Genomic DNA, 23003 nt, shown 5'->3' with positions numbered 1-23003 from the left:
TCGCGACACCATTGCCATGCTGCAACTCCAATAACGATAAATGGAATAATCGACTCATGTTTGACACCTCCCTTGCCGCACGCAAGCGGCTGAAGACCCTCGCCGCCGCCACACTGTTGCCGCTGGCCGGCCTGCTACCGACGGCGATTCCCGCTGCCTTCGCCGAATCTTCCGCGATTCTGGAAGGCGAGCGCTTCCACCCCCAGGAAGGCAAGCACGGCATGGTCGCGACCAGCCACTATCTGGCCTCCCAGGTCGCACGCGATGTGCTGGCCAATGGCGGCAACGCCGTCGACGCTGCCGTGGTGGCAGGCTTCGCACTGGCCGTGACCCAGCCGCGTTCCGGCAATATCGGTGGCGGCGGCTTCATGCTGGCGTCCGATGAGAAGACCGGCGAAGTGGTGGCCATCGACTACCGCGAGAAGGCCCCGGCGGCGGCCAGCGAGACGATGTTCCAAGATGAGAATGGCGAGGCGGTCTCCGAATGGTCACGCTTCACCCACCGTGCGGCAGGCGTGCCCGGCACCGTCGCAGGCCTTGCCAAGGCGCTGGAAGACTACGGCACCCTGAGCCTCGAGCAGGCCCTCGCCCCGGCGATCAAGCTGGCCGAAGACGGCTTCGTGATTCCGACGCGCTTCGCCAAGGGCTTGAGCGATGCCAAGGACCGCCTGGCCAAGTGGGACAGCACCGCCAAGGTGTTCTACAAGCCTGACGGCAGCAACTATCAAGCGGGTGAGCTGTTCAAGCAGCCGGAACTGGCCGCGACCCTCAAGCGCATCGCCGCCAATGGTGCGCGCGAGTTCTACGAGGGCGAGACTGCCCGACTGATCGTCGCCGAGATGGAGCGCCACGACGGCATCATGACGCTGGATGACCTCAAGGCCTACGAGCCGGCCATCCGCGAGCCGGTCCACGGCACCTATCGTGGCTATGACATCTTCTCGATGAGCCCGCCCTCCTCCGGCGGCGCGCACATCGTTCAGATTCTCAACATGCTCGAGGGTGACGACATCCAGGCAATGGGCTTCAACTCTGCCGCCACCCTCCACGTGATGGCCGAGGCGATGCGCCGCGCCTACGCCGACCGCTCCGAGTATCTTGGCGACACCGACTTCGTCGATGTGCCGCTGTCGGGCATCATCTCCAAGGACTACGCCAAGGAATTGCGCGCCCAGTTCGACATGAACAAGGCAACGCCCTCCAGTGAGGTCAAGCCCGGCAAGCCGCAGCCGTATGAGTCCAATCAGACCACCCACTTCTCGATTGCCGATGGCAATGGTCTGGTCGTTTCCAACACCTACACCATCAACTTCAGCTACGGTTCCGGGATCGTGGTGGATGGCGCAGGTTTCCTGCTCAACAACGAGATGGATGACTTCTCCGCCAAGCCGGGCGTACCGAACGCCTATGGCCTGATCGGTGGCGTCGCCAACAAGATCGAGCCGAACAAGCGCATGCTGTCTTCCATGAGCCCGACCATCGTGATGAAGGATGGCAAGAACTTCCTCGTCACCGGTAGCCCCGGCGGCTCGCGCATCATCACCACTACGCTGCAGGTGATCATGAACGTGATCGACCACGGCATGAACATCCAGTCGGCGGTCAGCGCACCGCGCATCCACCACCAGTGGCTGCCGGACGAGATTCGTATCGAGGCGGGCATCAGCAAGGACACCATCCGCCTGCTCGAGGCGATGGGCCACAAGGTGGTGACCAAGGACGCCATGGGCGCCATCCAGTCGATCATGATCGACGACGGCACCTTCTACGGCGGTGCTGACCCGCGCCGCTCCACCTCTTCGGCCATGGGGCTGTAGACGATAGCTGCGACGGGGTAGTCTCTGCACCGCGTTGCCGAGCTGCCCCATCAATGACGCCTTGACCCCATTGATGGGGCGGGCTATCTGTGATGGGCGACACTTCGGTGTCGCCCGTTCGCGTCTTGCTGCGCCATCATGCCCTCTGCCCTACAAGGTGCCCTCGTGTCCTCCACCAAGTCACTCACGCCCCCCATCTCTGGCTGGCGGCAATGGGCCAACCGCTATCCGGTCGCCTTGATCGCACTGGCACAGCTGTTCGGCACCAGCCTGTGGTTTACCCCCAATGCCGTACTCGCCCCCATGCTGGAAAGCTGGAGTTTCACGAGCGACAGCGCCGCGGCACTCGGACAACTGACCTCCTCGGTACAGGGCGGCTTCATCGTCGGTACGCTGGCGCTGGGACTGGCAGGACTGGCAGACCGCTTCGCGGCGCGCCATCTGTTCATGGCCTCCTGTGTGCTGGGCGCGCTGACCAATCTGGCTCTGCTGATCGCACCGGGACTGCTGAGCGCCTCCGGACTGCGCGTGCTGACCGGACTGGCCCTGGCCGGCATCTACCCCATCGGCCTCAAGCTGATGGTGCACACGGCGCCTGACCGCGCCGGTGCCGCACTGGCCTGGCTGGTGGGCATGCTGGTACTGGGAACCGCACTGCCGCACGGCCTGGCCGCGCTGCAACTCAGTGGCCACTTCTCGCTCCCCTGGGGAGCGGCCATCGGCATGGCATCACTGCTGGCCGTGGCAGGGGCCGGGCTGGTCGCATTGCTGCCCGCCATCGCGCCTCCCGCAAGGGTCACGACCTCGACGAAGACGTCTTTGCTGGCGCGGGCCACCCGTGGTCTGGCCGCCTGGCGTCATCCCGGCTTCGTGCGCGGTGCCCTGGGCTACTTCGGCCACATGTGGGAACTCTATACGCTATGGGCGCTGGTACCGCTGCTGTTGACGACAATGGCCAGACTCAATGATCTGTCGCTATCGGCCACGCAACTGGCGCTGCATAGCTTCCTGGTGATCGCGGTGGGCGGGCCCGGCTGCGTGGTGGGAGGCTGGCTGTCACGCACGCGCGGTAGTCTGTGGGTGGCTCGCCTGGGGCTGGCGGGCTCGGTGATACTCACCCTGCTCTTCGTCACGGCCATGCAGGGTGACGCCAGCTATGGTCTGCTGCTGGGCCTGCTGGCGCTCTGGAGCCTGATGGCCGTGATCGATTCTCCGCAATTCTCGGCACTCGCGGCAGGCGGTACGCCGGTCGAGCTTCAAGCCAGTGCATTGGCCGTGATGAATGCCATCGGCTTCAGCCTGTCTTTGGTCTCGATCGCCCTGCTGACTCCGCTGGTCGCCTCACAGGGCAGCCTGCTGCTGCTTGCCATCCTGCCAGGCCCCCTGCTGGGATTGCTGGCATTGGCGCGCCGTGTCGATCCCGCATGAACTCTCGAGAATGTCGCCATCAAGTGACAACCGTGAGCCTGAATTTCCACTACGCTCAGGCGTCATTCTGGCCCTATACTCGCGCCATTGTGCTCCGGCCATCCCGCGCTGCAGGCGAGATATTGGCAACGGATGGCCGAGATGACTCCCATGACAACCGGCCTCAGGCCCAGGAACCCCGATGATGATGCACAAGTTGCGCACCACCTGCATGAGCGTGGCACTGATCGCCACGACGGCACTTCTCAGCGCTTGCGGCACCAGCCCGCAGCGCCTGTACGTCAATCCGCAGGTCGGCGAGATGGGCGTGGTCGGCCACGGTCAGCAGGTGGTGGTGGATGTGCTCGATGAGCGTCCGTCAGAGCGCATCGGTTCTCGCGATGGCGCCACCAATGCCTCGAGCTATCTGGTCGTGCCGACCGGCGACCTGACCCCCAAGCTTGAGGCCCAGACCATCAGCGCCTTGCGCCGCATGGGCTTCGTGCCGGTATCCGCCGAGCAGGCCAACCAGGGCGCAGCAGAGCTGACCATCTCGCTGACCGAGCTGGCCTATGGCGTGAAGCGTGGCGGCCTGATCACCGATACCGCGACACTCAATGGCGTGATCAAGGCCGTCGCCGTGTCCGGCAAGCAGCGCTATACCGGCAGCTACACCGCGACACGTGACCAGGGCTATGCCCTCAAGCCGAGCCAGGAGAAGAACACCGAGATGGTTTCAAAGGTGATTGGGGATGCGCTGACTCGCGCCTTCCAGGACACCACGCTGATCCGCCAGCTCGACCAGTAAGCTCAATCAGCAGCTCGTCACCAACGAAAACGCCACCGCCGCCCATTGGGCGGCGGTGGCGTTTTTCATGAGGACTGAACCTTCAAGAGGACGGTACCTGACTGACAAGGTCATCCCCGAGGCGTCAGCGACGCGGTCCCTTGCGCACCAGACTCCACACCGTCTCGCGCAGGCCGCGCTCATCCGGGGCGCGACGCTCCAGCACCTCAAGCGTGAAGTTGGCACTCAACAGCTGACGAATCTCGTCTTCGGCGACATGGAATGGCGGGCCCTGATGCTGCTCCGTCTGCCGCTCGAGACTGATCAACAGGCCACGCGCGCCCGGGGGCAGCAGCTGCGCCAGATGGAAGGCATAGCGCTGCCGGGTGGCCGGCGGCAAGGCGATCAGCGCGGCGCGATCATAGAAGGCGTCCAGATGATCGACATGATCGATATGGAAGTGGAAGAAGTCTCCGCACCACAACTCGACCATGCCCTGGCGGAAGCATTCGAAGTGCTCCAGCCGATAGCGCGAGACATCCCCAGCGCCTTCGGCGACGAACTGCTCGCAGGCCTGGCGGGCAAGCTCGATACCCAGCACCGGATAGCCCTGCGCCGCCAGCCAGCGCATGTCGAGACTCTTGCCACACAACGGCACCAGCACCTTGGCGCCTGCCGCGACCTCAAGCCGCGGCCACCAGCGCTCCAGCGCCGAATGTGTGGCAGGCAGATGAAAGCCGATCCGCCCTTCCTGCCATCGCGCCAGCCAGGGGTCACTGGCCGGCGTCGCGTCCATCGTCGTGTCTTGTGTCGACATGAGCTGGCGCACTCCCTCTGCTATCGGTTACCGGGATGCCTTACAGGAAGCCGTGACGCTTCTTCTTGCGACGCGGCAGGTGCGGCACGATCAGGCCAACCAACAGGCCGACACCCGCCACGCCACCGCCGTACATGAAGTAGCGCATCAGCAGGTCCTGCTTCTTGGTATCGAGCTTGGTTTCCATGTCCTGCATCTTGCTGCGCGCCTGGGCAAGCTCGGCTGACTGGCTGTTGTTGGCCTGCTCAAGCTCTTCGATACGCGCCTGACGCGTCTCGAGGCCGGCCTTCATGTCCTCGACACGGGTTTCCCACTCTTCATTGATGCCATCGAGTTTGGCAGTCAATTCCTTGACCCTGGCGCTGAGCTCGGGCACCCGGGCATTGACGCTCTGGGTGTTCTGCAGGTCAGCGGAGGGCATCCATACCACGTCGCCGCTGGCAGTGCGGATCTTGCTGTAGTCATTCTGGACCTCGAGCAGCTCGACGGGCTGGCCGGCTTCCACCGTGCCCACGATGCGGTAGCCATCCGTAGGGCCACTGCGCACGAAGGTGGTGAGGTCATCGGCGACCCAGCGGTCGGTGGCTGCATTGGCCAGCGGAGCGCCCAGCAGCAGGCTTCCGGCGACGCCAGCCCCCAGCACCACACGGCGCAGTGAGCGCGCAAGCGTCGAACACGGCGATCGGGGTGACAGGAGACCGAAAGATGAAGGGGTGCTGGTAATGGAGAATCGCGTCATATCGTGTTCTTCATGGCTGTCTAAGGGCGTAAGCCGACCGTGTCAGGCGTGTGGGCACGAGGAGCAAACGTGCTGAATCCAGCGTCCCCACATGCCGAACATGATCGACCACTTTTGGGCGAAGGAAGGCTCGCCCTGTCTGCCCATGCGGTGTCTGCCAGGTTGCGCAATGCAAGGCATCCTGCCTGGCATCGCTGTCGCGCTAGGACGTACGGTAACGAAATTGCCGCGAGAAAAATCCGAGACTGTCATTTCAGTGTCTTCAGAGATCCACACTTTCTGTGGATAAGTCTTGGGACAACCGCAAAGGGGCAGGCCTGCGCACGGCGAATTGCCTGCCCCGCCAACAAATCGATCAAATTTTAACCAGCTCAGGCAGCCGGGCTATCGGCATGAAAACCTCAACAAATCAAGCCATTGACAGCCTGATGTGCGTCGCGCAACACCTGCCTGATAACTATGAAACATGCCAAGCCCCTGTTGTAGCGTCAGGGCATGCGCGGGCTTTCTCATGAGGATACCACAGCCACCATCAGGCTGAACCGGTGGTTGGCAGGCATCCTCCTCATTGCTGACAGCGATGCGACAGGGCTGGCCGCATGGCCGGCAGACTCCTATACTGTGCCGTCCCGATTTTGGCCTCGATCCGATCAGCGTGCCGCTTGGCACGGTATCGTCGTGCCCTCGATTCCCGGCCAGCCATCAGCGCCGGGGCTCATTCATTACAAGTCGCGCCCGCTTCTCCTGACCGCTGACGCTGCCCGCCGCCACCAAGTGCCCGGGCGCGGGCGCACGAAGCCCGGGTGCGCAGCTCAGAGCGTTCACACAAGGCAATGGCGAAGAAACTCTTCATCAAGACTCACGGCTGCCAGATGAACGAGTATGACTCCGCGCGCATGGCGGATCTGCTCGGCGAATCGCATCAGATGGAAGTCACCAGCGACGAATCCGAAGCAGACGTCATCCTGCTCAACACCTGCTCCATCCGCGAGAAGGCGCAGGAGAAGGTGTTCCACCAGCTGGGACGCTGGAAGAAGCTCAAGGAAAAGAACCCGGAGCTGGTGATCGGCGTTGGCGGCTGCGTGGCCAGTCAGGAAGGTGACAACCTGCGCAAGCGTGCCCCGCATGTGGACATGGTGTTCGGCCCGCAGACCCTGCACCGCGTGCCGAAGATGCTCGATACCCGCCGCGACAGCCTCAAGCAGATTTCCGTCGTCGATGTGACCTTCCCCGAGATCGAGAAGTTCGACAATCTGCCCGCGCCCAAGAGCGACGGCGCCAGCGCCTTCGTCTCGGTGATGGAGGGCTGCTCCAAGTACTGCACCTTCTGCGTGGTGCCCTACACCCGCGGCGAGGAAGTCTCTCGCCCCTTCGAGAGGGTGATGGATGAAGTCATCCACCTGGCCGAACAGGGCGTGCGCGAGATCAACCTGCTGGGCCAGAACGTCAACGCCTACGCCGGTCTCAATCAGCTGGGTGAGGAGATCGACCTCGCCGAACTGATCAGCTGCGTGGCGCAGGTCGAGGGCATCGACCGCATCCGCTTCACCACCTCGCATCCGCTGGAGTTCAAGGACTCGCTGATCGAGGCCTTCGGTGAGATCCCGGAGCTGGTCAGTCACCTGCACCTGCCGGTGCAGTCGGGTTCCAACCGCATCCTGGCGGCGATGAAGCGTGGCCATGAGCGTGACCTCTACATCGACAAGCTCGAACGCATCCGCGCGCTGCGCCCGGACATCAGCTTCTCCTCCGACTTCATCGTCGGCTTCCCGGGCGAGACCGATCAGGACTTCATGGATACCATGGATCTGATCGGCCAGATCGGCTTCGATCACTCCTTCAGCTTCATCTACTCCGCACGCCCGGGCACTCCGGCGGCGAATCTGGAAGACGACACCCCGGAAGAGGTGAAGAAGGAGCGCCTGCTCATCCTGCAGGACCGCATCAACCAGCAGGCGATGCAGATCGGTCGCAAGATGGTCGGCACCACCCAGCGCATCCTGGTCTCCGGCTTCTCGCCGCGTGACCCGGGCCTGCTGTCAGGGCGTACCGAGAACAATCGGGTGGTCAACTTCCGCGCCGCCAACCCGACCGAGCTGATCGGCTACCTGGTGGATGTCGAGATCACCGAGGCCTACCCCAACTCGCTGCGCGGTGAGCTCAGCTCGCCCTACCGCTATTGATCGCTCGTCACTCCCGACATTGACGAGGCGCCATCAGCCCCCGCTATCAAGCAGATAGCCACGCTGGCCGTACAGGACAATTGCCCTGTACGGCCATCGCGCATTAAGCTCTCTTGAGACTTCGGCAACGCGTCACCATTGACACTGAAATGGCGCCGTCATGCGCCGTGGCGGCCCTCATCGCCAAGCCTCTTCGCCACTCATCACTATCAGGATATTCGACGCCTTGAGCCACCAGTCACAGCAAGCCAATCGCATTCTCAACATGACGCTTGAGCCGGCAGACCCGCAGCGTCTGGCCAGCCTGACCGGTCAGCGCGACGAGCATCTCAAGCTGATCGAATCCCGGCTCGGTGTCACCCTGCGCAACCGCGGCAACGACTTCCAGATCGCGGGTCCTGCCGCGGCCGTCAAGGCGACCGCCAACGTCCTCGAGCACCTGTACCGCGAGACAGGGGCCGGTGAGGTCGATGCCGAGACCGTGCATCTGTTCCTGCAGGAATCCGGCGTCGAGGCGCTGGTCGAAGCCGCCGAAGACCAGGGCGCCACCTACGGCGATGTGGTGATTCGCACGCCAAAGGTGGTCGTGCGCCCGCGCGGCTTCAATCAGCAGGGCTATGTCACCGAGATGCGCAATCACGACATCAACTTCGGCATCGGCCCGGCCGGTACCGGCAAGACCTACCTTGCCGTCGCGGCGGCCGTGGAAGCGCTCAACAACAACGAAGTGCGACGTATCCTGCTGGTGCGTCCGGCGGTCGAGGCCGGCGAGAAGCTCGGCTTCCTGCCCGGCGACCTGGCCCAGAAGATCGACCCCTACCTGCGCCCGCTCTACGACGCCCTGTACGAGATGCTCGGCTTCGAACACGTCAACAAGATGATCGAGCGCCAGATCATCGAGATCGCGCCGCTGGCCTACATGCGCGGCCGGACGCTCAACAACGCCTACATCATTCTCGACGAGTCCCAGAACACCACGCGTGAGCAGATGAAGATGTTCTTGACGCGCATCGGTTTCGGCTCCACCGCCGTCATCACTGGTGACGTCTCGCAGGTCGATCTGCCGCGTGGTACTCAGTCCGGCCTTGCCCATGTGCTGGAAGTGCTCAAGGACACCCCGGGGATCAGCATCACGCGCTTCCTGGCCAAGGACGTCGTGCGCCACCCGCTGGTGCAGCGCATCGTCGAGGCCTACGACACCTTCGAGGCCGCGGAGGAGCAGCAGGAAGGCGAGCGTCGCGAGAAGCGTCAAGCCGAGCGTGAAGCCCGCATGGCAGCACTCAATGCCCAGAGCAACATACCACCCGCCGACAGCACCCCGCCGGGAGGTAGCCAGTGAGCGAAGCCCCTGCGGTCATGGTGGACCTGCAACTGGCCATCGGCGAGAGTGAATTCGATGGTCAGCCGCTGCCGGCCAGCCATCAGCTGGAAGCCTGGGTGGCGGCTGCGCTGCTGGCCGCCGCGGAAGATGGCGCACTCGAGCGCGAGGCCAGCGACGCCGCGGCGCCGTACGAGCTGACCGTGCGACTGGTGGAAGAAGCCGAGAGTCAGGGCCTCAATCGCGATTATCGTGGCAAGGATTCCCCGACCAATGTGCTGTCCTTCCCGCATGAGCCGCTGGATCTGGACGACTTCGCCCTGCCGCCGGAACTGGCCGCGCGCTTCGCCGAGGAAGTCGAGGACGACAGCCTGCCGCTTGCGAGCATGCCGGAGGGCGATCTGGACGCTGGCGAAGAGGAAGATCTCGACGGCCACAACATCGACGATGTCATGCTGGCGTCAGACACGTTGAGCGATGCTGACGAGCAGAGCCCTGATGAGCAGCGCTTTCTGGGCGACCTGATCATCAGCGTGCATGTCGTCGCCCGCGAAGCGCGGGAACAGGGCAAATCGCTGGAACATCATTTCGCCCACATGCTGGTCCATGGCACCTTGCACTTGCTCGGCTATGACCATATCGAGGACGATGAAGCCGAACGCATGGAAGCGCTCGAGCGTCATGTGCTGGCAGGGCTCGGCATCGCCGACCCCTACCGGGAAGAGAATCACTGATGCCGGCGCCCCTGCGCATCGGCAGCACCCGCCGCCGGGTGCTTCGGGGCTTGTCCCCGAGTCACCCGGCAGCCCCGATACCGCCACGACGATGGGGTATCGCCACCGAGGAAAAGAGAAACTAACGCATGAGCGAAGACCGATCGGGAAGCCAATCGAAAACCTGGCTCGATAAGCTGTTCGGCGCCTTCTCAAGCGACACCGACGAACCCAGCTCCCGTAGCGAGCTGCTCCAGTTTCTGGCTGAGGTAGGCCCACGCCTCAACCTCGATCAGGACGCCATCGCCATCATCGAAGGCGCGCTGGAAATCAGCGACCAGCAGGTGCGCGAGGTGATGATCCCCCGCTCCCAGGTGCAGGCCATTCAGGTCGATCAGCGCCCGGAGGAGTACCTGCCGCTGATTCTCGAATCGGCTCACTCCCGCTATCCCGTCATCGACGAGAACCTCGACGAGGTGCTCGGCATCCTGCTGGCCAAGGACCTGCTGCCGCTGATTCTGCAAAATGACAGCGAGCGCAAGCGCTTCGATCTGCGCGAAGCGATCCGTCCGGCGATGTTCATCCCTGAATCCAAGCGCCTCAACAGCCTGCTCAAGGAATTCCGCGAGACCCGCAACCACATGGCGGTGGTCATCGACGAGTACGGCGGCACGGCAGGCCTTGTCACCATCGAGGATATCCTCGAGCAGATCGTCGGGGATATCGAGGATGAGCACGACACCGATGAGGATGAGGACATTCGCGAGCTGGGCGATGGTCAATTCGCCGTCAGCGCGCTGACCACCATCGATGACTTCAACGAGCACTTCGATACCGACTTCTCCGATGAGGAATTCGACACCATCGGTGGTCTGATGATCCAGCGCTTCGGCCACATGCCGCGCCGTCAGGAATCCACCGATTTCGCCGGCTGGCGTTTCACGGTGCTCAATGCGGACAATCGTCGCATTCGTCAGGTACAGGTATGCCGTCTGGAAGATGCCACCGGTGTCGCGCCGCCCTCGGCCGAGCATCGTGCGCACATCAGCGGCGAGTGATTCATGGCCTGACCACAGGCTGACCCGATAGAGGACAATGCCAGACACATCCGCCGATGTGTCTGGCATTTTACAAGGAGAGCGGCATGTCAGATTCCCCCCGCGCGAGGAGCTTCCCGGGCGCCTCGTTGCTGGCCAATGTACTGGCGACCATTGCCGGGGTACTGGTCACCCTGAGCTTTGCCCCCTTCGAGCAGTGGTGGCTGGGCCCGATCGGCGCAGGCCTGCTCTACGGGGCGCTGCGCATGGAAGGTGGTGGCTTCCTGCGCGCCTGGTGGTTCGGGGTCGGCCTGTTCGGCAGCGGGGCCAGCTGGGTCTATGTCTCGATTCATGATTATGGCTATACCGGCATGCCGCTGGCGGTGCTGCTGACGATGCTGTTCGTGGCCTGCATGGCGCTGTTCCCGATGCTGTGGATGGGTCTGTGGCAGCGCTTCTGCTCACGCAAGCTCGATGTGCTGTCATTCGCCGCGGTGTTCGTGCTCAGCGAGCTGTTCCGCACCTGGGCCTTCACCGGCTTCCCGTGGCTGCTGCTGGGCAACAGTGCCGTGGGCTCGCCGCTGGCCAGCTGGGTGCCAGTGCTTGGGGTCTACGGTATCTCGCTGATCATCGCGCTGTCCGGGGCGCTGCTGTGGAATCTGGCCCTGCGTCGCCGCTGGTGGGCGATCGCGCCACTGATCGTGCTGTGGAGCGCGGGGCTGCTGCTGCCGACCGACTGGACACAGTCCGGCGGCCAGCCGGCGCGCGTCGCTCTGCTGCAAGGCAACCTGCCGCAGTTGATCAAGTGGAGCGCCGAAGGTCAGCGCCGTGCGGCCAATACCTACGCCGCGATGACGCGCGCCGTGCAGGACGATGCCGACCTGATCGTCTGGCCGGAGACGGCACTGCCGATGCTGCGCGACCAGGCCGAGCCCTTCCTCGAGCGCATCCAGGCCACTCTGCCGCCCAAGACCGGTCTGATGACCGGGATCGTCGAGCGTGACGCCGACAATCGCTTCTACAACAGCGTGATTCCCATCGATGACCCTTCGGCCCAGTATCGCAAGGAGCACCTGGTGCCCTTCGGCGAGTATGTACCGCTGGAAAGCTGGTTGCGGGGCATCATCGGCTTCCTGGACCTGCCGATGTCGAGCATGCAGTCAGGCGACAGCCAGCAGCCGCCGCTGATGGTCAGCGGTCTGCGTATCGGCGTGGCGATCTGCTACGAGATCGTCTATCCGGAGCTGGTCCGCCAGCGCGCCTTGAGCTCTACCGTGCTGCTGACCGTCTCCAACGACACCTGGTTCGGTCACTCCATCGGCCCGCTGCAGCACCTGCAGATGGCCCAGCTGCGCGCGCTGGAAAACGGCCGCTATCTGCTGCGAGCCACCAGCAATGGCGTCACGGCGATCATCTCGCCGCAGGGTGAGATCATCGCCCAAGGCCCCCAGTTCGAGGAGGCCACCGTCACTGGCGATATCCGCCTGCAACTGGGCATGACGCCCTGGATGCACTACGGCCTGCTGCCGGTGTGGATCCTGATCGGGCTGCTGCTGGCGCCGGGCCTCGTGCTGGGCATCAACGAATGCCTCAAGGCGCGCCGTCAACATCCGCAGGACGCCTGAGACCCATAATGCCTGAGCCCCAGAACGCCTGCGCCCCCTGGGCCTCAGACGCTTGAACGCTCAACCTTACCCGTTGCCGGGCCGATGCCCGGCACTGCCTCTGCACAAGCGAGACCACAATGGGCATCACAGAGTTACTCGGCATCATCAAGGACCTGGTATTGCCGCCCGGCGGGCCTCTCCTGCTGCTGTTTCTGGCCATGCTCGTGCTCAAGCGCTGGCCGGGCCTGGCACGCGCCATGATGGTCGTGGCCATTCTGGGCATGTGGCTGCTGTCCTCGCCGGTCGTCTCCACGCGCCTGATGTCAGGGCTGGAGCGTATTCAACCCAGTGAACCGGCAGAGTGGATCCAGGCGCAGGCCGTGGTGGTGCTTTCCGGCGGACGCTACTACGACGCCCCGGAGCTGCAGGGTCGCGATCGCATCAATGGCGAGACGCTCAGCCGTCTGGACGAAGGCGTACGCGTGGCACGCAACGCGGAGCTGCCGATTCTGCTCACCGGTGGCAAGGTATCGTCTTCCGATGACGGCACCCTCGCCGAGCTGATGCAGCGCTCGCTGATCGATGAATTCGACTACCCGGCGCGCTGGCTGGAAAACCGCAGCGAGAACACCCAGCAGAATGCGCTCTTCACGCGCGAGATGCTCGAGCAGGACGACATCAACAAGATCGTGCTGGTGACCAGCGCCTGGCACATGCCGCGCGCGATGCGCAACTTCCAAAATCAGGGCTTCCGCACCATCATCCCGGCGCCGGTGGGCTACACCACGGTGTCGGGACTGGGCATCGATGCCTGGATCCCCAACAGCTCCGCGCTGACCCAGTCACGTTGGGCACTGCATGAATGGATCGGCTGGCTGGTGGGTCGCTAGACCCGACAGCACTGCTGGCAAGGCAAGCGAAGGACTGCTGGCAAGACACACGAAGGGCTGCCCATGGGCAGCCCTTCGTGTGTCTATATAACCCGCTCATCGGGAGCTTATCGCAGGATTACGCTCAGTCGTCGCTGTCACGCATCCAGCTGGCCTCCTTGAGCCATGGCCCCAGCTGGCGGCGCTGGAAGGCGCGATCGCGCGTCCACTCGTCACTGCCGACATGCGCCGTGCCGCCAGGCGCTTCTCCCAGCAAGTCATCCGGGAACTTCAGGCTGTCACGACCCTTGATCTGCAGCGAGTAACACCGGTCGTGGCTGACCAGGCTTTCGCGCAGATAGCGCCACACGCACTCCTTCATGAACCACTGATCGATATTCGGCGTCTCGACATGCTGTGGCTGCCACCGGGCCAACAATGTCTCGAGTGGCGGCAGGACTCCGGCCACCCCGCCCCATAGCCCCGCCAGCACCAGATCGGTATGACTCCACCAGTCACGCATGACATGGAAGAAGCGCCCGGACGTCAGCCACATCTGCACCGCGCGCACTTCGCGCAGGCTGATGACGCTGTCGCAGTCGCGGACCACGAAGTAACCCACCGTCGGGTCATCGGCGACCGCGAAGCGCCAACACAGCCGCTGTCTCAGGGTGTCACTGGCGGGACGCTCGATCAGCTCGGCGTCCAGTTGCCGCGCCAGAGCCAGGAAGTCATCGGGCACGCTGTCATCGTGATAGAGCCGAACCTGCCACCCCGGATACAGCACCGGCGCCAACAGCAGGTTATGCAGCATGCCGTTCAGGTAGCGCGGCCCCTTGCCCCAGAGGCCGAAGGCCAGCACTCGCGTCTTGCCGGCCGCGACTGCCGAGGGGGGGTCAGCGGGCAGTCGCCAGCCCTTCGCCAACGGCAGGCTCCCATGCCGCTCATCCTTCAGCGCCAGGGCGCGACTGCCATACTCGCGTGCCTCATCGTGGCGCTTGAGCCTGGCCGCGCTGCTGGCCAGCGAGTCGAACAGCACCGGATTGCGACAGCCCCGTGCGGCCAATGCCTCACCGGCCGCCAGCGAGCCAGCGGCATCATTGGCACGCGACAGACACACCACCTGGTTGAGCGCGATCTCTTCATCGGCCGGACACTCCACATGCCCCTGGGCCAGAATCTGGCTGGCCGAGCGATAATCCGCAAGCAGAAAGAGGTAATAGGAGATCTGCTTGAAGAGGCCCGCATCACGTGGGCGCGGGCGCTGGTTGAAGTGCTCGATCAGCTGTTGCAATGCCTTGTGGCGCTGACCGGCGATCCAGGTGGCATGCGCCGGGGCGAACCAGTCTGACGGTGTCGCCATCAGCTCTGATCACTCTCGTCGGTCGTGGGGGGCTGACGAGTGACGGGCGGCGCGCCACGCGAGAAGAAACGATGTCCACAGGCATGGCAGGGCTCCAGCACGCTGGGGCGCGTGAGCGTGGTGGTCGACTCACAGTGCACGCAATGCAATAGCCCCGGCGCGATGACCTCGCCGCTGGTGTAGTCGGCGCGCGCGGCCTCGAGGTCTTCCTCGAAGTGGGCGCGGTCCACCACGGTGCGGTCCGCGATCGACATCAGCGCGGAACTGACACTGCGCGACAACACCGAGAGATCGATCCCCAGCCAGCTGGCGATCCCTTCTCCGCCGGTCGCCAGGTGGCGGCGGAATTCACGCATGTCACGCTCGACCCAGGCACGCAGCAGCGCCAGCTCGTCCAGCGTGAATTCCTCGACCTCGGCCTCGAACTTGACCGCCTCATCCAGCTCGGCCTTGAGGCCATCCCACGACAGCTCACCACTGCTGTCTTCCAGACGCGAAAGGATTCGCCCATAGGCATCGCCGAGACGTCCTTCACCTTCGCCCTGCAACTGACTGGAGGCTGAGCGCGAGGGCATCGGCGTATCTTCAAAGCCACTGTCGTACGAGGACGTGGCAGCCGTATTACGCTCCGTGGCGCTGATCGGCTCATGGGGATCGCGGGGTTCACGTGGTTGGCTCATGGACTCTCCTTGTGTCTTCACCTTCTCCCGTACTGCGGGAGGGCATGGCGCTCTACCTTCAGCATGGTGGTGTTGGCGTTGCGACACAAGCCACACGCTTCCACTCCCTGACACGCATCAAGCGCGTGGCACTGGCAGCATGAAGCGCATACGCCTGGCGCCACGGCACTCGCCTCCCCTACCTGAGGCCTGGCGTCTGGGGTAGACTTGACCCCATCGCAGACAGTGGCGGCCCATCCCGATGTGACCGCCCACCTCTTCACGCCCTGCCTGTCCCTGGTGACGGGTAGCGGCCAATGCCAAGGTAGTGACGGACCCGATGGATTCACAGGATACTTCTCAACAGTACGCTCCCGATCAGATCGAACAGGCTGCCCAGCAGTACTGGGAGAAAAATCAGTGTTTCAAGGCGGTGGAAGATGCCAACCGCGAGAAGTTCTACTGCCTGTCAATGTTCCCCTACCCCAGCGGCAAGCTGCACATGGGGCACGTGCGCAACTACACCATCGGTGACGTGATCTCGCGCTTCCAGCGCATGCAGGGCAAGAACGTCATGCAGCCGATGGGCTGGGACGCCTTCGGCCTGCCGGCGGAAAACGCCGCGATGAAGAACAACGTCGCGCCGGGCAAGTGGACCCACGAGAACATTGCCTACATGCGCGATCAGCTCAAGGCACTGGGCTTCGCCTACGACTGGAGCCGTGAGTTCGCCACCTGCGACCTGGAATACTATCGCTGGGAGCAGTGGTTCTTCGCCAAGCTGGTCGAGAAGGGTGTCGTCTACAAGAAGAGTTCCATCGTCAACTGGGACCCGGCGGACCAGACCGTGCTCGCCAATGAGCAGGTCATCGACGGCCGTGGCTGGCGTTCCGGCGCGCTGATCGAGCGCAAGGAAATCCCGCAGTGGTTCCTGCGCATCACCGACTATGCCGAAGAGTTGCTGGCCGACCTCGACAAGGTCGAGTGGCCGGAGCAGGTCAAGACCATGCAGCGCAACTGGATCGGCAAGTCGCGCGGTGTCGAGCTGAGCTTCGGCCTCGACGCCAGGGCAAGCCAGGTACAGGAATCCCTGACCGTCTTCACCACCCGTCCGGACACCCTGATGGGCGTGACCTACGTCGGCGTCGCCGCCGCTCACCCGCTGGCCAAGGCCGCGGCGGAGCACAATGCGGAGCTTGCCGAGTTCAACGCCGAGTGCGCGCGTGGCGGCACCAGCGAAGCCGACATGGCGACCATGGAAAAACGCGGCATGGATACCGGCTTCAAGGCCATCCACCCGCTGACCGGCCGTGAAGTGCCGGTCTTCGTCGCCAACTTCGTGCTGATGGAATACGGCACCGGTGCCGTGATGGCCGTGCCGGCCCACGACGAGCGTGACCACGAATTCGCCACCAAGTACGACCTGCCGATCGAAGCCGTGATCGCCGATGCCGACGGCAATGCGCCTGACGTCAGCGACGCCGCCTTCACCGATCACGGCGTGCTGATCAACTCCGGTGACTTCGATGGCCTCGACTTCGAGAGTGCCTTCGATGCCATCGCAGCGCGCCTGGTCGAACAGGGCCGTGGTGAAGTCAAGACCAACTTCCGCCTGCGCGACTGGGGTGTTTCCCGTCAGCGCTACTGGGGCGCGCCGATCCCGGTCAAGAATGGCCCCAACGGAGAATCCATCCCGCTGACCGACGACGAACTGCCGGTCGCTCTGCCGCTGGAAGTCGAATTCGACGCCTCCGGCGGCTCGCCGATCAAGAAGATGCCGTCCTTCAGTGACCTGGGCGATGGCTGGCAGCGCGAGACCGATACCTTCGACACCTTCATGGAGTCCTCCTGGTACTACGCGCGCTTCTGCTGTGCGGACAACGCCGATGCCATGCTGGACGAACGCGCCAACTACTGGCTGCCGGTCGACTACTACATCGGCGGCATCGAGCATGCCATCCTGCACCTGCTCTACTCGCGCTTCTTCCACAAGCTGATGCGTGACTTCGGCCTGGTCGACAGCGACGAACCGTTCAAGCAGCTGCTGACCCAGGGCATGGTGGTCGCGGATACCTACTACCGCATCAATGAGAAAGGCGGCCGCGACTGGTTCAACCCGCTGGACGTGGACGTCGAGACCGACGGCAAGGGCCGCGCCGTCAAGGCCGTGTTGAAGTCCGATGGTCTGCCGGTGGAAATCGGTGGCACCGAGAAGATGTCGAAGTCCAAGAACAACGGCGTGGACCCGCAGTCGATGATCGACCGCTTCGGTGCCGACACCGTGCGCCTGTTCATGATGTTCGCCGCGCCGCCGGAGCAGTCGCTGGAATGGTCCGATTCCGGTGTCGAGGGCGCACACCGCTTCGTCAAGCGCGTCTGGCGTCTGGTTCACGAGCATGTCGCCGCCGGCACTCCGGGCGCGCTGGACGTGACTGCCCTGAACGATGATCAGAAGGCGCTGCGTCGCAAGACACACGAGACCATCGCCAAGTGCAGCGACGACATCGGCCGCCGCACCACCTTCAACACCGCCATCGCGGCCGTGATGGAGCTGGTCAACGCCATCAGCCGCTTCGAGGACACCTCCGAGCAGGGCCTGGCCGTCAGCCGTGAAGCCGTCGAGGCCTGCGTGCTGCTGCTGTCACCGATCATCCCGCATGCCAGCCACTCGCTGTGGGCGACACTGGGCCACGACGAAGCCGTGATCGATGCCAGCTGGCCGGTCGCTGATATTGATGCGATGAAGAAGGACAGCATCGAGCTGGTCGTACAGGTCAACGGCAAGCTGCGTGCGCGTCTGTCCTTCGCCGCCGATGCCGATCGCGACGCCATCGAAGCCGCTGCGCTGGCAGATGCCAATGTCTCCAAGCACACCGATGGCAAGACGGTGCGCAAGGTGATCGTGGTGCCGGGCAAGCTGGTCAATATCGTCGCCAACTGATAGCAACCCGACCAGGCAGAGCAAGATACCGGCGGCCCGAGTCGCCGGTCCCATCAGAGGCCGACAGACGAGTAGAAAATGTCGGTCTCTGACGGCCATATTCCGTGCGCTGCGTGATGCTGACAGGCACCACGCAGCGCTCTCGCAAGATATTCATGACACCCGTTCATGACAGGAGGTCACGGTGACGCAAGCGAAGTCTTCCAGTGTTTCAACAGACACATCAGAGCGTGCATCCCGCGGCCTCGGCCGCCGTCGTGTGCTGGCCGCCCTCGGCGTCGGCCTGGCGCTGACACTGAGCGGCTGCGGCTTCCAGCTGCGCGGCGTGAACGATGCGCCGATGGCCATCACCGAGCTGGACGTCCAGGCACCGATCACCAAGACCCACGACGCCCTGCGCGACGCTCTCGAGCGTGCCGACGTCCAGTTGAGCGACAGCGCCCCGCTGACCCTCAACCTGGGCAAGGTCCGTGAGAACGTGCAGCAGATCACCTACGGCGATGCCGGCAGCATCAAGCGTGAACTGACCTATCGCCTGACCTACTCGCTGCAGCGCAAGTCCGATGGGGCCTATCTGACCAACCAGCAGGAGCTGCAGGCCAGCAGCTTCTTCTATACCAACGATGATGACCTGCTCAACACCGATGACCTCCGCGAGCGTGCGGCCGGGGAAGTCAATCGTGACCTGAGCCGTCAGCTGCTGGAGCGCCTGCGCTCGATCACTCCCTGACACCTCTGGATCGGCGCGATGTCCAACGCCAGAGCGTACTGACAGCACGGCTCCGCGCCATCGGGCAACCGACCATCGCGGAGCCGTGTTCGTCTATCGTCCACCGGCATCACCGCCCTCGCCTGCGCAATATCGAAGGACATTCATGAAGGTCTATCCCGACAAGCTCGACGAGCAGCTCAACAAGCGCCTGTCTCCCGTCTATATCGTGGCCGGTGACGAGCCGCTGATTCATCAGGAAAGCTGCGACGCCATCCGGCGTGCGGCGCGTGCCGCCGGTGTCGAGGAGCGCGAGGTACTGCATGTCGAGAATGGCTTTCAGTGGGGCCGTTTGACCGAGTCTGCCGCCAGCATGTCACTGTTCGCCTCGCGCAAGCTGATCGAGCTGCGCCTGGGCACCCAGAGTGCCGGCCAGGAAGGCAGCAAGGTCCTCAAGGCCTACGCCGAGCGCATCGAGAAGGATGGCGACATCCTGCTGATCACCGCAGCGCGTCTCGATCGCAAGGTGCAGCAGACGGCGTGGTTCAAGGCATTGGAGAAGGTCGGCGTCTTCATCGCAGTCTGGCCGGTGGACCACTCCCGCCTCGGCTTCTGGATTCGCGATCGCGCCCGTCGTCACGGCCTCGAGCTGAATCAGGACGCCGCCCGCCTGCTGGCAGAGCGCATCGAGGGCAATCTGCTGGCCGCGGATCAGGAGCTTCAGAAGCTGGCGCTGCTGCACCCGCCGGGCGCACGCCTGGATGGCAATGCCATCGTCCAGGGCGTCGAGGACAATGCCCGCTATGATGTCTTCACGCTGGCCGATGCGTGTCTGAAGGGGGAAGTCGAGCGCAGTGGCCGCATCGTGCTCGGGCTCAGGGGAGAAGGCGTCGAGCCGCCGGTGATCCTGTGGGCACTGACCCGCGAGCTGCGCACCCTGCTCTCGCTGCGCCAGCACCTCGATCAAGGCCAGAGCTTCGAGCATGCCTGCAAGGCGCAGAAGCCGATGATCTTCGACAAGCGTCGCCCCTTCTATCAACAGGCACTCAACCGCCTGCCCCACAAGCGCCTGCACAAGCTGCTGCTGTTCTCGCAGCGACTCGACATGGCGATCAAGGGCGGGATGACGCTGCCCATCTGGGACGGGATGGTCGATCTCGCCCTGACACTCGCCGGCGGACGCGGCCCACTGGCCGAACTACCTCATGCCTACAAGGTGGTGTGATTCAGACCCCAGGGAGAACGCATGCAGACTTCCTTCAGCACACTTGACGAAGCCGTCGATATCGAGACTCTGCGACGGTGGCTCGCCGCAGGCAATACCCTGACAGTGGAAGTGCAGACGCTGGATCAAGGGCTTCATGTGGTCCGCCTGCATCACGCCGCTGGCATCAGTCGCCTGGTCGATGACAACGGCCAGTCCCTGCGCTTCACCGGCACACAGTGGATCAGCCGCCTGCTGTTGCCGCTGGGGCTGACCCACGGCGTGCAGACCTGGGCGGAAGTGCAAGATGAGATGATCGGCCTGCCCACGACGCCGACCGACAATGCCAGCCTGCTGGCCCATGGCACGCGCGTGGCCTTCCAGACGCTGTAGTCATCTATCATCCCATGCGCAAGCCCCCGCCAGTTCACTGACGGGGGCCATTGCCATTGGGGCATGCCTGCGGGTCTCAAGCGAACATTCGATCTGCGCTCAGTGCGCCGTATCCGCCCTGGACTTCACGAATGCCTTGTAGCCGTAGAGCTTGCGCGGATTGTCGCGGAATATCCTCTCGCGCATCTCGCGCTCCGGCAACCAGCGCTGCATCAGCTCGGCCAGGGTGTCCTCTTCCGGCATCTCGACGCCGATATAGGGATGCGGCCAGTCACTGCCCCACACGACGCGCTCCGGATTGGCCGCCACCAGCGCCCGCACCAGCGCCGTGACATCGGAGTAAGGCAAGCGACCACGCGTGGTCAGCCGGTAAGGCGCCGACAGCTTGACCCAGGTGCGCCCTTGCTTGAGCAGTCGACACAGCGCGGCAAAGCCGGGGCACTCCGGGCCACGCGTGGCCGCCAGATGGCCCATGTGGTCGATTACCACCGGCACCGGCAAGCTGCCTAGGCGCGCTTCCATGTCACGGAAGGTCGAGACGTCGATCAGACATTCCAGGTGCCACTTGAAGCGTGCCAGGCGGTCCGCCAGCAGCACCACATCACGCCAGCGCAACCCGCCGGCGAAGATCAGGTTGAGGCGAACGCCACACACTCCCAGCTCGGAGAGTCGCTCAAGCTCGGCATCACTGATGTCGGGCGTGACAACCGCCACGCCACGATAGTCCAGCCCACGCTCGCGACAGCTCTGCAGGCTGTCGCACAGCAGGCGATTGTCATAGCCATAGACACTGGGCTGTATCAGCACGCCGTGGCTGGCGCCCAATGCATGATGCATCTCGAGTGCTTCACTGAGCCCCACAGGCGCCGGGTCATAGGTTCTGTCCGCCGCCAATGGGTAACGCACCGGGTCACCAAACAGGTGAAGGTGACAATCAATACTGCCCGCCGGCAACCGGAAGGTCAGGGGGTGTGGCAAGGGTCTGGGCGGCGTGGCGCGCGGCAGATCCTGCTCGACATGATTCCAGTCCATCGATGCGACTCCCTCGCGTAACCTCAATCATCAAGCCCGGGGCGACGTGACGCTCGATCGCCCACTGCCACGATACTGCGCCGCCCCTCTCGTTTCCAGACAAAAGCCTGCCGACGAAAAAGCGGCATGTCCGAAGACATGCCGCTTTTGGTATCAGGCGTGGCCTGATCGCTTATCGAAGACGCTGACCGAAGGTGCTGACGTTCAGTCGAGTCGCTCGAAGACGGTCGCGACGCCCTGGCCCATGCCGATGCACATGGTCGCCAGACCCAGGCGAGTGTTCTGCTGCTTCATGACGTTGAGCAGCGTGGTGCAGATACGCGAACCGGAACAGCCCAGCGGGTGACCCAGTGCGATGGCGCCACCGTTGAGGTTGACCGCCGTGTCGACGCGCTCCAGCAGGCCAAGGTCCTTGAGCACCGGAATCGACTGCGCCGCGAAGGCCTCATTCAATTCGACGGTCTGGATGTCCTCGATGGTCAGGCCTGCTGCCTTGAGCGCCTGTTTGGAGGCCGGCACCGGCCCGTAGCCCATGATGGAGGCGTCACAGCCTGCCACGCCAGTGGACAGCACTCGCGCGATGGGCTTGAGGCCCAGCGCTTCGGCTCGCTCGGCGCTCATCACCGCCATGCCCGAGGCGCCCACCGACAGCGCGGAAGAGGTGCCCGCTGTCACGGTACCGCCCTTGGGATCGAAGACCGGCTTGAGATTGCCCATGGACTCCATGCTGGCATCGCCACGGATGACCTCATCGCGGGTCACCAGGACACGCCGACCCTCGGCATCATGGCCCTCGACACCGATGATCTCATTGTCGAAGCGACCTTCATCGGCGGCAGCCTGGGCTCGCTGGTGGGAGCGCACACCGAACTCATCCTGCTGCTCACGACTCACGCCATGCATCTTGCCGAGCAGTTCCGCGGTCAGGCCCATCATCATTGCCGCCTTGGCCGCATGCTTGCTGGCCGCCGGATTGACGTCGACCCCATGCGCCATCGGCACGTGCTCCATGTGCTCGACGCCGCCGATGAGATAGAAGTCCCCCATGCCGGCCTTGATGTTGGCGGTGGCGATATGCAGGGCGCTCATCGAGGAACCACACAGGCGGTTGACCGTCTGCGCCGGTACGGTGCGCGGAATGCCGGTCATGATGGCGGCATTGCGCGCGATGTTCATTGACTGCTCCAGGGTCTGGTTGACGCAGCCCCAGATGATGTCGTCGACCTCGGCCGGCACCAGGCCGGGATTGCGATCGAACAGCGCCTGCATTACCGCGGCGGACAGGTTCTCGGCACGCACGTGTCGGAAGGCGCCATTCTTGGCCTTGGCCATGGCGGTACGCACGCCATCGACGATTACCACATCTCTCGGATTCAGATTCATTGTCTGGCTCCCTCATGGCCCTCGC

General features: G+C 63.8%; 19 protein-coding genes. 13 read left to right on the top strand and 6 right to left on the bottom strand.

Annotated elements, in window-relative coordinates:
- Positions 1 to 56: 56 nt before the first annotated feature.
- The 3 genes from ggt to FLM52_03160 all read left to right on the top strand — a co-directional run bounded on the left by ggt (position 57) and on the right by FLM52_03160 (position 4032).
- On the top strand, positions 57 to 1817 hold the full coding sequence (ggt, locus tag FLM52_03170) for a gamma-glutamyltransferase (GenBank protein NVN54801.1): 1761 nt from the start codon (positions 57 to 59) through the stop codon (positions 1815 to 1817).
- 138 nt (positions 1818 to 1955) lie between these two features.
- Positions 1956 to 3245 carry an MFS transporter gene (locus FLM52_03165; protein ID NVN54800.1) on the top strand — a complete coding sequence of 430 codons (1290 nt, stop codon included), beginning with the start codon at positions 1956 to 1958 and terminating at the stop codon, positions 3243 to 3245.
- Between the two features lie 181 nt (positions 3246 to 3426).
- Positions 3427 to 4032: a hypothetical protein gene (locus FLM52_03160; protein NVN54799.1), complete on the top strand. Its 606-nt coding sequence runs from the start codon at positions 3427 to 3429 to the stop codon at positions 4030 to 4032.
- A gap of 124 nt (positions 4033 to 4156) precedes the next feature.
- On the opposite strand, the gene tmpT is transcribed toward FLM52_03160, so the two are convergent.
- Positions 4157 to 4807 (bottom strand): thiopurine S-methyltransferase, encoded by a 651-nt coding sequence (gene tmpT / locus FLM52_03155; GenBank protein ID NVN54798.1) that lies wholly within the window; start codon positions 4805 to 4807, stop codon positions 4157 to 4159.
- A 61-nt stretch (positions 4808 to 4868) separates the two neighbouring features.
- Entirely contained in the window at positions 4869 to 5567 is a 699-nt protein-coding gene (locus FLM52_03150; protein ID NVN54797.1) for an SH3 domain-containing protein, read from the bottom strand.
- A gap of 833 nt (positions 5568 to 6400) precedes the next feature.
- Between FLM52_03150 and miaB the strand changes: the two genes are divergently transcribed.
- The 6 genes from miaB (at position 6401) to FLM52_03120 (ending at position 13315) form a co-directional block, all read left to right on the top strand.
- Positions 6401 to 7750, top strand: coding sequence for a tRNA (N6-isopentenyl adenosine(37)-C2)-methylthiotransferase MiaB (gene miaB, locus FLM52_03145; GenBank protein ID NVN54796.1), 1350 nt, complete (start codon positions 6401 to 6403; stop codon positions 7748 to 7750).
- A gap of 226 nt (positions 7751 to 7976) precedes the next feature.
- Positions 7977 to 9089, top strand: a complete 1113-nt coding sequence (locus tag FLM52_03140; GenBank protein NVN54795.1) for a PhoH family protein — start codon at positions 7977 to 7979, stop codon at positions 9087 to 9089.
- On the top strand, positions 9086 to 9802 hold the full coding sequence (ybeY, locus tag FLM52_03135; protein ID NVN54794.1) for an rRNA maturation RNase YbeY: 717 nt from the start codon (positions 9086 to 9088) through the stop codon (positions 9800 to 9802). The genes FLM52_03140 and ybeY overlap by 4 nt, the downstream gene beginning before the upstream one ends.
- 128 nt (positions 9803 to 9930) lie before the next feature.
- Complete coding sequence (locus FLM52_03130) at positions 9931 to 10839, top strand: CBS domain-containing protein (protein NVN54793.1); 909 nt, start codon at positions 9931 to 9933, stop codon at positions 10837 to 10839.
- An 86-nt stretch (positions 10840 to 10925) separates the two neighbouring features.
- Positions 10926 to 12443, top strand: coding sequence for an apolipoprotein N-acyltransferase (lnt, locus tag FLM52_03125; GenBank protein NVN54792.1), 1518 nt, complete (start codon positions 10926 to 10928; stop codon positions 12441 to 12443).
- A gap of 119 nt (positions 12444 to 12562) precedes the next feature.
- A complete protein-coding gene (locus tag FLM52_03120; protein ID NVN54791.1) occupies positions 12563 to 13315 on the top strand; it encodes a YdcF family protein in 753 nt (250 codons plus the stop codon).
- A 124-nt stretch (positions 13316 to 13439) separates the two neighbouring features.
- Here FLM52_03120 and FLM52_03115 read toward each other — a convergent pair whose 3' ends face one another.
- Complete coding sequence (locus FLM52_03115; protein ID NVN54790.1) at positions 13440 to 14657, bottom strand: tetratricopeptide repeat protein; 1218 nt, start codon at positions 14655 to 14657, stop codon at positions 13440 to 13442.
- Positions 14657 to 15232 carry a hypothetical protein gene (locus FLM52_03110; protein NVN54789.1) on the bottom strand — a complete coding sequence of 192 codons (576 nt, stop codon included), beginning with the start codon at positions 15230 to 15232 and terminating at the stop codon, positions 14657 to 14659. The genes FLM52_03115 and FLM52_03110 overlap by 1 nt, the downstream gene beginning before the upstream one ends.
- Before the next feature lie 424 nt (positions 15233 to 15656).
- On the opposite strand from FLM52_03110, the gene FLM52_03105 reads away from it, so the two are divergent.
- From FLM52_03105 to FLM52_03090, 4 genes are all read left to right on the top strand, one after another.
- Positions 15657 to 18257, top strand: a complete 2601-nt coding sequence (locus FLM52_03105) for a leucine--tRNA ligase (GenBank protein ID NVN54788.1) — start codon at positions 15657 to 15659, stop codon at positions 18255 to 18257.
- 184 nt (positions 18258 to 18441) lie between these two features.
- A complete protein-coding gene (locus FLM52_03100; GenBank protein NVN54787.1) occupies positions 18442 to 18987 on the top strand; it encodes a hypothetical protein in 546 nt (181 codons plus the stop codon).
- Between the two features lie 145 nt (positions 18988 to 19132).
- Positions 19133 to 20191, top strand: a complete 1059-nt coding sequence (locus tag FLM52_03095) for a DNA polymerase III subunit delta (protein NVN54786.1) — start codon at positions 19133 to 19135, stop codon at positions 20189 to 20191.
- A 21-nt stretch (positions 20192 to 20212) separates the two neighbouring features.
- On the top strand, positions 20213 to 20563 hold the full coding sequence (locus FLM52_03090; protein ID NVN54785.1) for a hypothetical protein: 351 nt from the start codon (positions 20213 to 20215) through the stop codon (positions 20561 to 20563).
- Between the two features lie 99 nt (positions 20564 to 20662).
- On the opposite strand, the gene FLM52_03085 is transcribed toward FLM52_03090, so the two are convergent.
- Complete coding sequence (locus FLM52_03085; protein ID NVN54784.1) at positions 20663 to 21595, bottom strand: amidohydrolase family protein; 933 nt, start codon at positions 21593 to 21595, stop codon at positions 20663 to 20665.
- Between the two features lie 204 nt (positions 21596 to 21799).
- Entirely contained in the window at positions 21800 to 22978 is a 1179-nt protein-coding gene (fadA, locus tag FLM52_03080) for an acetyl-CoA C-acyltransferase FadA (protein NVN54783.1), read from the bottom strand.
- Between the last annotated feature and the right edge of the window lie 25 nt (positions 22979 to 23003).

The sequence above is a fragment of the bacterium Scap17 genome, from assembly GCA_013376735.1.
GTDB lineage: Bacteria > Pseudomonadota > Gammaproteobacteria > Pseudomonadales > Halomonadaceae > Cobetia.
The sequence above is the reverse complement of the archived record's forward strand: the minus strand, read 5'-3'. Positions and strand labels throughout refer to the sequence as shown.

Coding starts and splice junctions, on each gene's coding strand:
- FLM52_03110 (NVN54789.1), bottom strand. CDS start 15,232: ATGCCCTCGCGCTCAGCCTCCAGTCAGTTGCAGGGCGAAGGTGAAGGA.
- FLM52_03085 (NVN54784.1), bottom strand. CDS start 21,595: ATGGACTGGAATCATGTCGAGCAGGATCTGCCGCGCGCCACGCCGCCC.
- lnt (NVN54792.1), top strand. CDS start 10,926: ATGTCAGATTCCCCCCGCGCGAGGAGCTTCCCGGGCGCCTCGTTGCTG.
- FLM52_03095 (NVN54786.1), top strand. CDS start 19,133: ATGAAGGTCTATCCCGACAAGCTCGACGAGCAGCTCAACAAGCGCCTG.
- FLM52_03130 (NVN54793.1), top strand. CDS start 9,931: ATGAGCGAAGACCGATCGGGAAGCCAATCGAAAACCTGGCTCGATAAG.
- ggt (NVN54801.1), top strand. CDS start 57: ATGTTTGACACCTCCCTTGCCGCACGCAAGCGGCTGAAGACCCTCGCC.
- FLM52_03120 (NVN54791.1), top strand. CDS start 12,563: ATGGGCATCACAGAGTTACTCGGCATCATCAAGGACCTGGTATTGCCG.
- miaB (NVN54796.1), top strand. CDS start 6,401: ATGGCGAAGAAACTCTTCATCAAGACTCACGGCTGCCAGATGAACGAG.
- FLM52_03115 (NVN54790.1), bottom strand. CDS start 14,657: ATGGCGACACCGTCAGACTGGTTCGCCCCGGCGCATGCCACCTGGATC.
- FLM52_03150 (NVN54797.1), bottom strand. CDS start 5,567: ATGACGCGATTCTCCATTACCAGCACCCCTTCATCTTTCGGTCTCCTG.
- fadA (NVN54783.1), bottom strand. CDS start 22,978: ATGAATCTGAATCCGAGAGATGTGGTAATCGTCGATGGCGTGCGTACC.
- FLM52_03105 (NVN54788.1), top strand. CDS start 15,657: ATGGATTCACAGGATACTTCTCAACAGTACGCTCCCGATCAGATCGAA.
- FLM52_03090 (NVN54785.1), top strand. CDS start 20,213: ATGCAGACTTCCTTCAGCACACTTGACGAAGCCGTCGATATCGAGACT.
- FLM52_03160 (NVN54799.1), top strand. CDS start 3,427: ATGATGATGCACAAGTTGCGCACCACCTGCATGAGCGTGGCACTGATC.
- FLM52_03165 (NVN54800.1), top strand. CDS start 1,956: ATGCCCTCTGCCCTACAAGGTGCCCTCGTGTCCTCCACCAAGTCACTC.
- tmpT (NVN54798.1), bottom strand. CDS start 4,807: ATGGACGCGACGCCGGCCAGTGACCCCTGGCTGGCGCGATGGCAGGAA.